Source organism: Oleiphilus sp. HI0080, from assembly GCF_001635135.1.
Window position 1 is genome coordinate 1 of the sequence record NZ_LWFU01000326.1, and the last position, 13282, is coordinate 13282.

The following is a 13282-nucleotide window of genomic DNA, read 5'->3' on the forward strand; positions in this document are numbered from 1 at the left end:
CCGATAAGCGGATCGATACGGCCCTGAGATGCCACATCGTTTAAATTCGCGGCATAGCTTTCAAGAGGATTGCTCTGAGTTCCGCCTTCAGCGGCTTCTTCGCTCATTTCCGCATCGGAGCTTTGGTCTTCAATCTGACCCGGAACCTTTGAAATGCCATGAGAGATAAAGTTAACCACATCGATACGCGCAACGTTTTGCTTCTTCAACACATATACGGCTTGGCTTTCTTGTTCACTAAAAATTGCGACGAGGACGTTAGCGCCCGTTACTTCTTTTTTGCCAGAGGACTGAACGTGAAAGACCGCGCGCTGAAGCACACGCTGAAACCCAAGCGTAGGCTGCGTCTCGCGCTCATCGTCAGCACTTGGAATCAAAGGCGTTGTTGAATCAACAAATTCAGTAAGCTCCTGACGGAGGGCTGGCAACTCGACACCACATGCGCCCAAAACCTTCAAAGCCGCATCGTTGTCCAGCAGCGCTAAAAGCAAGTGTTCAACCGTCATGAACTCATGACGTTTCTCACGCGCATTTTTGAACGCATCATTTAAGGTAAGCTCTAAATCTTTGCTTAGCATAGTTGTTCCCCGATCAGTCCAGGTTAATCTAGCTTCTGAATTTCACACAAAAGCGGATGGTCGCACTCAGCCGAATATTCGTTTACTTGTGCAACCTTTGTTTCTGCAATATCCCTTGAATAAACGCCACAAACAGCTTTTCCTTGCGTATGCACTGCCATCATCACTTGCGTCGCTTTCTCTTCATTCATTGCGAAAAATCGAACCAGCACCTCAACAACGAAGTGCATAGGAGTGAAGTCATCATTCAACATCACAACCTGGTACATCGATGGCCGTTTCAGTGCCGTTTTCTCTGGCACCAGAAGTAGACCGTCATCCTGATTCGGTTGGCTCGGGTCCGTGTTTGAGCCCTGATTCAATACTAGTCGACAATAGTTCAATTTACTCACTACCCGAAACGTTTTTTTACACAATTATGTAAATGGGTATGGCTTGGTACTTTTTCAATACGCAACAGCCAACCTAACTGGCTCACTTTCTATAAATGAGTAGTCCACCCACTGATTTAAAGCACAGTTTGCATCAGAGCGCTAAGGCTTGTGATTAAATTTGTGAAATTCTTAAAAACGTTTTGTGGTGGCAATCAATTTTTTCAAGTAAAAAGCTTGACTCTGGCTAGTTTCCGACCAGAATTAACACGTTGTAACAAAATTCTCGTTATAGCTTACGAATAAAAATAAAACATTGCAGAGTTTCATGTACGGAAATGAAGTAGAGCTTTGCAAAAGATGACACGGGAGTCAGATATGTTCCAAGGTAAAGTAAAGTGGTTTAACAATGCCAAAGGGTATGGCTTTATTGTTGAGGACGGTTGTACCGAAGATCTCTTCGCACACTTTTCATCCATTCAAATGGAAGGCTACAAAACTCTAAAAGCTGGACAAAGCGTGATGTTCGATAAACAGCCGAGCAACAAAGGAGTGCATGCCGTCAACATAAGCGCCGCTGATACCGACTTGCCGAATAGTCAGAATGCCATCGACAGCGAGGTAATCTCTGTCAATGAACAAGAAGCACCGAAAGTGGCCGCTACTGAATCAAATCAAGAGCACGCGCCACAAGAATCAAAAGTTCCGGTAATCTAGCGCGTCGATACACTCAGCAGCCATATTTGCTTGATCTTGAAGTCAACGAAGTAGCTCGTGCAAGTGCACGAGCTTTTGCATGCTGTTAAACTCTCCCTTCCAGATTTGAGTTTAAACATGGCAGAAGCGCTTCTCTTCAACAAACCATTCAATGTATTGTCTCAATTCACTGACAGTGAAGGCCGACAAACTCTCGCAGACTTTATCTCCCAAAAGGATTTTTACCCCGCAGGACGTCTTGACTATGATTCCGAAGGGCTAATGATTTTGGTAAGCGATGGGCAGTTACAAGCTCGAATATCCGACCCGAAGCACAAACTCCCAAAAACGTATTGGGTACAGGTAGAAGGGGACATCGATGCAAAGGCTCTCAATGCGCTTCAGAACGGCGTAGAATTGAAAGATGGGCCCACCAAGCCCGCAAAGGCGCGACGCATAGATACACCCGATATCTGGGACCGAAACCCTCCTGTACGCAAACGAAAGACTGTTCCCACATCATGGCTTGAATTAACCATTACTGAGGGTCGAAATCGACAAGTTCGGCGCATGACAGCAACCGTTGGCTTTCCTACCTTACGCTTAATTCGCGTGGCAATTGGCCCATGGAAACTTGATGGTTTATCTCAGGGCGAAAGCCGCTTACAAACAATTCATTTGCCGAGCAACACAGCCTCCCCAACAAAACGTCAACAACCTAGGCGTGACACCTCCGGTCGAAACAAAGCCAACAGAGCCGCATTTGGACGACCGCAAACAGGGAAACGAGGAAACCGAATAAAATGAGTAACATTTGGACCCCGCACGCAACGGTCGCCTGCGTAGTGGAAAAGAACGGCAAGTTTTTAATGGTTGAGGAATTAAGCCACGGCCAAAGAGTTTACAATCAACCTGCGGGTCACGTTGATGAAGGCGAGTCGATTTTTGAAGCCGCTGTCAGAGAGACCTTAGAAGAAACCGCATGGCGGGTTGAACTAACGGGCCTAGTAGGCCTTTATGTTTACACAGCGCCTCAAAACGGCGTCTGCTACCACCGTTACTGTTTTTCTGCACAGGCACTGGAGCATACGAGCAATGCGTTGGATGCGGATATCTTGGCGGCCCATTGGCTAAGTTATGCTGAAATTATCTCTAAAGGAGAAAATCTCCGCAGCCCACTTGTATTAAGATGCATTGACGATGCGAGAACTCGAACTTCAGTGCCGTTAAATTTTATCTATGAGCATCCGTTCTCTAAAATTGATAGCTGAAATTTTAACCAAGGAAAGCTACAATCCGCGCTTTCTTGTAAGGCTCGCCTAATTCTTTAGAGACGAAGCTGAAGCAACGCTTTTGATTCGACCGAAAACCGCCATAACGGTCTTCGTCACAAACACAGGTATTAGATGAAACCCATAAGCGAAACACGTGTCATTGTTGGTATGTCTGGCGGCGTAGATTCCTCAGTTTCCGCACTCCTTCTGAAACAGCAAGGTTATCAAGTCGAAGGGCTGTTTATGAAGAACTGGGATGAAGACGACGGCACAGAGTACTGTACAGCGATTGCTGATCTAAACGATGCGCAACAAGTCTGTGACAAGATTGGTATCAAGCTGCACCAGGCTAATTTTGCTGCGGAGTATTGGGATAGAGTCTTCGAGTACTTTTTAGAAGAATACAAAGCAGGCCGCACACCAAACCCAGATATCTTGTGCAATAAAGAAATCAAATTTAAAGCCTTTCTTGACTATGCGCTTACCCTTGGCGCCGATTTTATTGCGACCGGACACTATGTGCGTAAGCAGCAAAATGACAACGATGCCTGGTTACTTAAAGGCCTCGACAACAATAAGGATCAAAGCTATTTCCTTTACGCTGTCGGCGGCGACAAAATTGCGAAGACCTTGTTCCCGGTTGGCGAGATAGAAAAGCCGGAAGTACGCAAACTCGCAGAACAACACGACCTTGTAACGGCCGACAAAAAGGACAGCACCGGCATCTGTTTTATCGGGGAGCGTAAATTTGCCGACTTTTTGAAGCAATATATACCGGCGCAACCGGGCAATATCGTCACCGAAAATGGCGAGGTCATCGGTAAGCATCAAGGTTTGATGTACCACACGATTGGTCAGCGGCAGGGGCTTGGTATCGGAGGCCTAAAAAATTATGACGAATCACCGTGGTATGTCGCCGAAAAGAATCTCAATGACAATACATTAGTTGTCGTGCAGGGCAAAAACCACCCTCTTTTATTTGCCAGCTCTTTGACCTGTGACCAATTAGATTGGATTAACGGAAAGCCTCAACTACCGATTCGCTGCGCGGCAAAAGTGCGTTATCGTCAAGCAGACCAAGCCTGCGAGGTACGCGCTTTAAAAGACGGCAAACTGGTGGTTCACTTTGACAAAGCGCAACGCGCGATCACACCCGGACAATCTGTTGTTTTCTATGATGCAGACCGCTGTCTTGGCGGCGGAATTATCGAAAGCACACAAAGCGAGGACTCAAATTCAGCGCTCTCATCCGCAACAAACCAACACCTAACAAAGAGCTCGTCTGACAATGCTTGATAAAAATCAGCAGCAAGCTTTGGCGCTCTGTGGCATATTCGAATGTTGCTATTTGGTAGACCAAATTGCGAGAGAGGGTCAATGCGATCTGCAAGCTCAAACAGCGATGTTTGAAACGCTGTTCGTGACAGACCCAGAAAAGGTCGAAGATATTTATGCCAGCCCTCAATTCTTGCGTGACGGACAGAAACAGCTCATCAGCGCAGTTCGAGGAGACTCAATTCAGTCTAGCGCTCAAGTACTGCGCTACGCTTTAGCACTGATGCATTTGCAGCAAAAACTCAGCAAGCGGAGCGATATGCTGTCACGCCTAAGTCAAAAAATAGAGCAGAATCAGAACCAAGTTTCGCACTTCGGTATCAATCACGAAAACGTGATATCGGGTTTAGCGAGCACATATCAAGATACGATCAGCACCTTCAATATGCGAATTCAGGTTGGTGGCCATGCACGCTATTTGCAGATCGAACACAACGCAGCAAGAATTCGCGCCTTGCTTCTTGCTGGCATTCGCTCTGCAACTCTTTGGCGCCAGTTAGGCGGTCATCGCTGGAACTTCTTATTCAGCAAAACACGAATTCGCAAGTCGGCAGAATCCCTTAATCAATGGCTAGATGTGACAGATTGAAACCCTAAGTTTCACCACCTAAACCTTTGTAGTAAAATCGCCGCCTTTCTTTTAGCAGTCAGTATGAACAGAGAACTCCCATGGAACTAAGTGCACTAACCGCAATTTCTCCCATCGATGGTCGATACGGCAGTAAAACTGTAGACCTTAGAAAGTCATTCAGTGAGTATGGCCTCATATACGCTCGCGTCACAGTTGAAGTTAGATGGCTACAGTCATTAGCGGCACACCCGGAAATTGACGAACTACCGGCGTTTTCAGATGCTGAAAATGCGTTCTTGAATGCCATCGTAACCGAGTTCAATGAAGCTGACGCTTTACGCGTCAAAGAAATTGAACGCACAACAAATCACGATGTAAAAGCCGTTGAATATCTGCTGAAAGAAAAGTTTGAAGCAAATGCGGAACAATTTCCGGCACTTGCAAAAAGCTTAGAGTTCGTCCACTTTGCCTGCACCTCAGAAGACATCAATAATCTTTCGCACGCATTGATGCTTAAATCAGGCCTTGAAGACGGTGTACTGCCAGAAATGGAGGCCATAGTCACTAAATTAACAGAGCTCGCTAAAGAGCTAGCCGAGCAATCAATGCTATCGCGCACACACGGACAAACAGCATCTCCCACTACCATGGGCAAGGAAATCGCCAACGTAGTTGCCCGTCTAAAGCGCCAGCTTAATCAAATAAAAGCGGTGAAGTTTCTGGGCAAGATCAACGGCGCCGTAGGCAACTATAACGCGCACTACTCTGCCTACCCGAACATTGACTGGCCTTCTCATGCAGAGTCTTTCGTAAGCTCCTTAGGCATTGAGTTCAATCCCTACACTACCCAGATCGAACCACATGATTACATTGCAGAGCTATTCGATGCCGTTGTTCGATTCAATACCATCCTGATCGACCTAGATCGCGATATATGGTCTTATATTTCTCTCGCTTACTTTAAGCAACGCACTGTTGCAGGCGAGGTTGGTTCATCAACCATGCCGCATAAGGTCAACCCGATCGATTTTGAAAACTCAGAGGGCAACCTCGGTATAGCAAATGCGATCATGACCCATCTCGCACAGAAACTGCCGATTTCACGTTGGCAGCGAGACCTGACAGACTCGACCGTGCTGCGAAATCTTGGCGTCGGTCTAGCTCACAGCTTAATTGCCTATCAAGCGACCATGAAAGGCCTTAACAAGCTGGAGATCAATCCTACAAAACTGGCTCAAGATCTCGACAATGCTTGGGAAGTGATGGCCGAGCCCATTCAAACTGTCATGCGTCGCTACAATATCGAACAAGCATATGAGAAGCTCAAGGCGCTCACTCGCGGTCAGGCAATCAACCAGCAAACAATGACCGAATTTGTGAACTCACTTGAGATTCCGCAAGAGGCCAAACAAATCCTTCTAGATATGACTCCTGCTTCGTATATCGGTAACGCAGTCGCTCAAGCTCACTCGATCGACCTTTAGCCGACTCATTGCTGATGGCAAATCAAGCTCTTACGTTGCTCGGAGGACTCTCTGCCGAGCAATTTTTAGCCGATTATTGGCAACAAAAGCCGCTCCTAATTCGCGGAGCGCTGCCGCACTTCGAATCCCCTGTTACTCCTGATGACTTAGCTGGACTCAGTCTCGAAGACGATGTCGAGTCACGCATTATTATTGAGCAACGTGAAGATAAGCATTGGATTCTGGAGCAAGGCCCATTCAACGAAGAGTCGTTTGCACAGCTTGATAGCGCCAATTGGACGCTTCTCGTACAACAGCTTGACGCTTGGGTCCCGCAGGTTCAAACATTAAAAAGACAATTTAACTTTATTCCGGACTGGCGTGTTGATGACGTAATGGCTTCGTATGCCCCGAAAGGAGGTAGCGTAGGCCCCCACTTCGATTTTTATGATGTCTTTTTGGTTCAAGCGTATGGCAGCCGCAAGTGGAAACTCGGGCAATGGTGCGACCAAAGCACAGCAACCAGAAATGATACCCTGCTGAGCATACTGAAAGACTTCAAGACCAATGACGAATGGGTACTGCACCCTGGCGATATCTTATATGTACCTCCAAGGCTCGCTCATTTCGGCGTTGCCGAGAACGATTGCATTACGCTCTCTGTAGGATTTCGTGCACCACGCAAACTGGAGCTACTAAGCAGTTTTACCCACTACATTTGTGAGCAAGAGAGCGCTGCAGAGAACAGCTTTTTTAGTGATCCCAAACGAAAGCGTGCAAATAATCCCGCCGCAGTGGAAAAACAAGACCGCGAAGCGCTTAAAAAACTGCTGCTTAGTGCGATTGAAAGTGACCAAGCCTTTGATCGCTGGCTAGGTGAATATCTGTCAGAGCCTAAAAATTCCGCGATACTTATTCCTGACGAAGGACTTATCGACGCGCATCAAATAGCCGAGCAGATTTATCAGGCTGAGATAATTTATAAGAATGAAGGCTCTCGCTTCCTTTATATCGAACAGAATAATGCCGTCATACTCTTCACTGATGGTTACAGTACCGAGCTCGATTTAGAGCATTTAACATTTGTTCAATACTTATGCTCAGAAGATGAATATGACGCACAGACTCTGTTAACCTTCTGCAATAAAGTGGAAACCAAAGAGCTCGTTGCTATGCTTCTAAAAAATGGCAGCATTCAAGTAGAACAAGCCGCATAACAACCTAGGGTGAGACGGAGCCGAGCTATGGTCTCTGTAAATATAAACTACATCAGCTCCGGCGCACTGCCGCCGGAAGTACGCCGACAAATCGAAGAGTTGGCAGGCACGCGAATTATGCACGGCTCGCAGCTGTGTATTGCGATGCTCGGTGATCGCTTACTAGGCGCTGCAAGCGCCCGCCCGGCGGAACGTTTTGCACGTATCGATTTTTTGCATGTTTCCCAGCGCCATATTTCCACACGCTTAGCCGAGATTCTTTTGAGTCATTTGCTCAAGCAACTGCATAAAGCTGGCGTTAATGAAGTCTCTACGGCAGCGACTCCCATCTATACCAAGGTGTTTTTAGATGCGGGTTTTATGGAAGAAAATATCACCATCCCCGGCATGCATTCCAGCAGCGACCTTACTGAATTGATTCAACCGAATCTGGAATCTCTACAACCCCGCTTTAGATTAATTGGAGATGCTCCTCTGAAAGATAGTAACGGCGCTCCGCCAGAGCCATCAGAAGAAGCGAAACGCAGCATCCGTTTCGATACGATGGCTTCGTATAGAGAGCTTTGCCGCATGATATTGACCAACTCGCAGCGAAAAGTCTTCATGCTTTGCGAGAACCTCGATGACCCGATTCTGAATGACAAAACAGTGGTCAGCCATATTCAAGACCTCGTGCTCCATAGCCGGCAAGTAGAAATTCGACTCCTTCTCGAAAATGATCGCCACCGTCCTCAAGGTCACAGTCCTATTTTGGATCTTGCGCACCGTCTCTCGAGTTTTGTCAGCATACGCCGGATCCATGACAGGCGCATAGCACCAAAAGAGTGGCTTTATCTAGCTGATGATGCTCACGCCGTTGTAAGAAAAAGAGAACATGGATTTAAAGGCCAGGCGCATCTAGACAGCTTACTCACCCTGCAGCGACTCAGTTATCAATACGAAAATCTATGGCAGCACTCAATCCCCTCCTCTGAATTGCGTCGCCTCGCCATTTAGCGAACAAGACAGGTCCTCAGACACACAAATTCTAAGTAGACTCTAAGCCGATAAGATGACCCTAGCTAAAACGAAAAAACCGCGCATCTCTATGAGAGATGCGCGGTTTTTATTGTTGGGCAGTGCTAACTTATTGCGCTGCTTTAAACTTCAAACGATATGCGTGAAGTAGAGGCTCAGTGTAACCACTAGGTTGCTCTTTGCCTTTGAAAATCAAGTCCGAAGCCGCCTGAAACGCAATGCTGTTAAAGTCTGGAGCCATATTAATGTAAGCTGGATCACCCGCATTCTGACCATCAACAATGGCAGCCATACGCTGCAAGCTAGCTTCAACCTGCTCCTTCGTGCAAACACCATGCTCCAACCAATTCGCAACGTGCTGAGAAGAAATACGCAAAGTTGCTCGATCTTCCATTAAGCCTACGTTGTTGATATCAGGCACTTTTGAACAACCAACGCCTTGATCAACCCAACGAACAACATAGCCAAGAATACCCTGACAGTTGTTGTCTAACTCGTTCTGGATCTGTTCCGCAGTCAATGCGTCTTTTTGATCCTGAGTCATTAGAGGAATACTCAAGATGTCATCAACATTCGCGTGAGTACGAGACTTAAGCTCGTTTTGAACCGCAAATACATCTACTTGGTGATAGTGAATTGCATGGAGAGCCGCCGCTGTTGGTGAAGGAACCCAAGCCGTGTTAGCTCCCGCTTTAGGGTGACCTACTTTCTGCTCCATCATCAGACCCAACTCATCAGGGATCGGCCACATGCCTTTACCAATTTGAGCACGACCCTGCAGACCAGTCTCTAGTCCGGTATCCACGTTCCAGTCTTCATAAGCACCAATCCACGTCTGTTGCTTCATCAAAGTCTTCGGAACAAAAGGACCAGCTAGCATTGAGGTATGGATCTCATCTCCCGTGCGATCAAGGAAGCCAGTATTAATGAAGACAACACGATCTTTCGCCGAACGAATACACTCTTTGAGATTAACAGTGGTGCGACGCTCTTCGTCCATGATGCCCATTTTCATTGTGAAACGAGGCAGGCCGAGTGCGTCTTCGACACGTCCGAATAATTCGTTTGCAAATGCAACCTCTTCAGGACCATGCATTTTTGGCTTAACGATGTTCACCGAACCGGTTGTCGAGTTCTTGAACGGGCTGTTACCTTTCAAGTCATGGATAGCAATCAATGCAGTGATCACACCGTCCATGATGCCCTCAGGAATCTCGGAACCGTCTTCCAAAAGAATGGCTGGATTCGTCATCAAGTGACCAACGTTACGGACAAACAGCATTGAACGGCCTTTCAAAGAAAAGGTCTTGCCATCAGCGCCAGTGAACTCTCGATCTGGATTCATCACTCTCGTAAAGGTTTTACCGCCTTTGGAAACCTCTTCAGAAAGATCGCCTTTCATCAACCCCAACCAGTTTCCGTAAGTTGTAACCTTATCTTCTGCATCAACGGCAGCAACGGAATCTTCGCAGTCCATGATGGTCGTCAAAGCGGCTTCCATAATAAGATCTTTAATGCCGGCTGCATCTGTTGATCCAACAGGGCTACTCGCATCAAATACAATTTCAATATGCAAGCCATTGTTCTTGATCAAGATGGACTTCGGCGCAGCAGCATCACCGGTATAACCGACAAACTTGCTCTCATCTTTTAGGCCAGAAGTAGCGCCGTCAGCCAACGTGACCACAAGCTTGCCAGATTCAATAGCGTAGCCGCTAGAACCGACATGTGAGCCGCTAGCAAGCGGAGCGGCTGTATCTAAAACGCCACGCGCATACGCGATAACCTTGTCGCCACGCACTTTGTTGTATGCACCAGCACGCTCTGCACCACCGTCTTCAGAAATAACCGTTGAGCCATACAGTGCATCGTAAAGAGAACCCCAACGAGCGTTGGAAGCATTCAATGCGAAACGTGCATTCATTACAGGAACCACCAACTGCGGTCCCGCCATCTCAGCAATCTCTGGTTCTACGTTGGCCGTCGATGCTTCAAAGTCCGCACCCTCTTCTACGAGGTAGCCAATGTCCTTCAAGAAAGCTTTGTACTCTGCAAAATCCAGATCCTGCCCTTGGCGCTCAGCATGAAAGGCATCAATCTTTGCCTGAATGTCATCACGCTTAGCTAGTAACTCCCGGTTACGCGGAGCAAGTTCATTGGCAATAGCACTAAAGCCAGACCAAAATGCTTCTTGGTCTACGCCCGTGCCTGGGATTGCTTTGTCGTTTACGAAATCGAATAGCTCTTTTGCGACCTGCAGGCCAGCAGCTTGAACGCGTTCTGTCATTGTTAAATCAGCCTCAACGCTAAAATAGTTACTTACTGAATTTGCCTGACAAGCGCCTAAAAAGCGCATCAGACTCGACTAAAAAGGGGCGCAAATAGTACATGAAAACAGCTCAAATCCCAACCATCCAACAGGGCATCAGCTATTCATGGATTGAATACTCAACGTAACAAACGAGGACACCGCTATGCGCGCTTTTCAAACAATATTGAATACCTTGACTATACTGAATAAAAAACAACCATTTACAGCTAAAACTTAGAGACGAATCTATGTCCGTAGTAGCAGTCACGATCGCGGTAGGAAGCCTGGTATGCGCAGGAATCGCGCTCATCGTATTTGTTCAAGCTCGCGAGAAAGCCCGCATGGAACGTTTGCGTCTAGCAACCACGCTACAAGAGCGCTACAACAATATTCAGCTCATTCTCTCCGATATGCCGCCCCAATACATGGACAACATGCTGCGCGTAATCCTTCGAGAGCAATCTATCTATGCCATCAAGGAGCTGGGAAAAGTCAAGCCGTCAGCAAAGCACGCCGAATATATTGCTGAAGACGAACAAAAAATTCAGGAGATAAAACAAAACTCACCAAGCTTCCCCGCGATAAAACTTGATAGCACGGAAAAAGCCAGAGAAGTGAGGGTTCTGCTTCAAAATCTCTACAAGCTTTTGCACCTTTGGCAACGAAAGGCACTCATTTCTCCCGAGCAGGCGCAGCAATATATGGCCCACGTCGGGTTCTTGGCGAGACAGTCAAAAGCGGATCTTTTCTCGGAAAAGGCCAGACAGGCCGCAAATTCAGGGAAACCCCGCGTCGCGATTCACAATTATCACAGCGCAATAGAAACACTAAAAGATGTCGCAAACCATCCGGAGGCAGCCAAAAATATTCAAAGCTACAGAGAGCAGATGGCATCGCTGAACAAAATCGCAGATCGACGCTCAGAGGAACTAAAACAGAAAAACCAAGAGAAAATTGAAAGCAATGAAGACTGGGACGACTTCCTCACGCCACAAGATGAGTGGAAAAAGAAAAACAATTACGACGATTAGCCAACAAAAGCTCCAGGAAACCCCCTTAAATGCAACTTTGGCGGGAAGACCCGCCAAAACACCTTCGCTGAAATGATCGATTAAGCGATCAGCTTGGCAACGTCTTTCTCAATGTCTTTAGGCTCCGTGTTCGGCGCATAACGTTTGAGCACCTTGCCCTCACCATCANCTAGAAACTTAGTAAAGTTCCATTTAATTTTCTCAGAGCCTAAAACACCTTTCGCTTCAGATTTGAGAAACTGATACAAAGGATGTGTACCCGGACCATTCACATCAATTTTGCTGAACATCGGGAAAGTGACGCCGTAGTTCAACTCGCAAAACTCACTGATCTGAGCATCAGAGCCTGGATCTTGGCTTAAAAACTGGTTGCATGGAAAGCCCAAGATCTCGAGACCTTGATCTTTGTGCTTCTCATACAAACTCTCCAAGCCTTTAAACTGAGGAGTAAAACCGCATTTGCTCGCTGTATTCACAATCAGAAGAACCTTGCCTTTAAAGTCTTCTAATTTCTTGCTTTCACCCTTAATCGTGGTGACTTCAATATCGTAAATCGCACTCATTAACTGTCCTTATAGAGGTTGCATTGTCGAATGATAGAAAGAAGTTACGCTCTTCGGAGCTTATCCGATTCGATCAAACAATGACAGCGAGGTAATCCTGTTAAAAGAGGAGTACGCCGCATCAAGACTAAACTGCTGTAACGAGAGAAGACTAATCGCTTCGGCGTAATCCACAGACTCTAATTTACCAAGCGCTTCTTGAGTAATAATCTCTGAATCTTTCAGTTGCTCAAGACCGGTTTCCAAAGTGTTCAACCGTGCACCAAGCTGGCCTCGTGCGTCGAGTACGGATGTAAACGCGAAATCCAAATTGGCAAGAGTTGACTCAAGCAACTCATCAAAACTACCTCTACCCTCAGGTGTTGCCGAGAAGTTCCGCAAACCATAGATGAACTTTTCTGTGGTTCTGAGCAAGCCTTGTTTTTCTGATGATTCGATCGAAAAAGTGTCTCCTGTAACCGGAGCACCGCTGATCTCAAACTGAACACCTTGAGCCTGAATAGGGCCATTTGGTTGGTAAGCCACATTTGACTGCAATACAAAGCCTGAAGACTTTTCCTTAATGTTAAAGGTTGTGGGGCTAGTAAACTCCACCACTAAATCTTCAGGGTAAAACGCATCATAGAGCTCCTGATCAATCACCTGACCAACAGAGATTGTTGCAGGAGGGTTAGCTTGGTTAGCCTCGCCCGCCTGAGTATAAAATGTATTGGTATAGGCCGGCATATCTTCAAACAGTTCCTGCCCATTTAAGGTTGTTTGGATACGCACAGCGCTTTCGATCTGAACAAACCGAACACCTTCATCACCCTGATAACGATACGATCCAGACTCATTTTTCTCAAACGGCTGCGT

At 46.7% G+C, this 13282-nt stretch carries 14 protein-coding genes; 9 read left to right on the forward strand and 5 right to left on the reverse strand.

Annotated elements, in window-relative coordinates; genetic code table 11:
* Positions 1 to 578, reverse strand: a 578-nt coding sequence (locus A3751_RS04095; protein ID WP_304439008.1) for a Clp protease N-terminal domain-containing protein, incomplete at its 3' end; no start/stop codon positions are given.
* Between the two features lie 23 nt (positions 579 to 601).
* Positions 602 to 970: an ATP-dependent Clp protease adapter ClpS gene (gene clpS, locus A3751_RS04100; protein ID WP_082863046.1), complete on the reverse strand. Its 369-nt coding sequence runs from the start codon at positions 968 to 970 to the stop codon at positions 602 to 604.
* Between the two features lie 357 nt (positions 971 to 1327).
* On the opposite strand from clpS, the gene A3751_RS23760 reads away from it, so the two are divergent.
* From A3751_RS23760 to A3751_RS04140, 8 genes are all read left to right on the forward strand, one after another.
* The gene (locus A3751_RS23760; protein ID WP_068452467.1) at positions 1328 to 1666 is read left to right on the forward strand and encodes a cold shock domain-containing protein; all 339 of its coding nucleotides are present in this window, start codon (positions 1328 to 1330) and stop codon (positions 1664 to 1666) included.
* Between the two features lie 117 nt (positions 1667 to 1783).
* The gene (locus tag A3751_RS04110; RefSeq protein ID WP_068452492.1) at positions 1784 to 2452 is read left to right on the forward strand and encodes a pseudouridine synthase; all 669 of its coding nucleotides are present in this window, start codon (positions 1784 to 1786) and stop codon (positions 2450 to 2452) included.
* Positions 2449 to 2916 carry an NUDIX hydrolase gene (locus A3751_RS04115; RefSeq protein WP_068452470.1) on the forward strand — a complete coding sequence of 156 codons (468 nt, stop codon included), beginning with the start codon at positions 2449 to 2451 and terminating at the stop codon, positions 2914 to 2916. The genes A3751_RS04110 and A3751_RS04115 overlap by 4 nt, the downstream gene beginning before the upstream one ends.
* A 135-nt stretch (positions 2917 to 3051) precedes the next feature.
* Complete coding sequence (gene mnmA / locus A3751_RS04120) at positions 3052 to 4215, forward strand: tRNA 2-thiouridine(34) synthase MnmA (RefSeq protein WP_068452473.1); 1164 nt, start codon at positions 3052 to 3054, stop codon at positions 4213 to 4215.
* Positions 4208 to 4843, forward strand: a complete 636-nt coding sequence (hflD, locus tag A3751_RS04125; protein WP_068452476.1) for a high frequency lysogenization protein HflD — start codon at positions 4208 to 4210, stop codon at positions 4841 to 4843. Before mnmA ends, hflD begins: the two co-directional genes overlap by 8 nt.
* A gap of 80 nt (positions 4844 to 4923) precedes the next feature.
* Positions 4924 to 6309: an adenylosuccinate lyase gene (purB, locus tag A3751_RS04130; protein ID WP_068452479.1), complete on the forward strand. Its 1386-nt coding sequence runs from the start codon at positions 4924 to 4926 to the stop codon at positions 6307 to 6309.
* A gap of 14 nt (positions 6310 to 6323) precedes the next feature.
* Positions 6324 to 7505, forward strand: a complete 1182-nt coding sequence (locus tag A3751_RS04135) for a cupin domain-containing protein (protein WP_082863047.1) — start codon at positions 6324 to 6326, stop codon at positions 7503 to 7505.
* Between the two features lie 27 nt (positions 7506 to 7532).
* Positions 7533 to 8501, forward strand: a complete 969-nt coding sequence (locus A3751_RS04140; protein WP_068452482.1) for a hypothetical protein — start codon at positions 7533 to 7535, stop codon at positions 8499 to 8501.
* Positions 8502 to 8631: 130 nt separating this feature from the next.
* Here the strand turns inward: A3751_RS04140 and A3751_RS04145 are convergent, their stop codons facing one another.
* Positions 8632 to 10809: a malate synthase G gene (locus A3751_RS04145; protein ID WP_068452484.1), complete on the reverse strand. Its 2178-nt coding sequence runs from the start codon at positions 10807 to 10809 to the stop codon at positions 8632 to 8634.
* Positions 10810 to 11081: 272 nt separating this feature from the next.
* Between A3751_RS04145 and A3751_RS04150 the strand changes: the two genes are divergently transcribed.
* Complete coding sequence (locus A3751_RS04150) at positions 11082 to 11864, forward strand: hypothetical protein (RefSeq protein ID WP_068452487.1); 783 nt, start codon at positions 11082 to 11084, stop codon at positions 11862 to 11864.
* Positions 11865 to 11944: 80 nt separating this feature from the next.
* On the opposite strand, the gene A3751_RS04155 is transcribed toward A3751_RS04150, so the two are convergent.
* Positions 11945 to 12427, reverse strand: coding sequence for a glutathione peroxidase (locus A3751_RS04155; protein WP_068452490.1), 483 nt, complete (start codon positions 12425 to 12427; stop codon positions 11945 to 11947).
* Between the two features lie 60 nt (positions 12428 to 12487).
* Positions 12488 to 13282: flagellin (locus A3751_RS04160; protein ID WP_255376073.1), on the reverse strand; the 795-nt coding region annotated here is incomplete at its 5' end.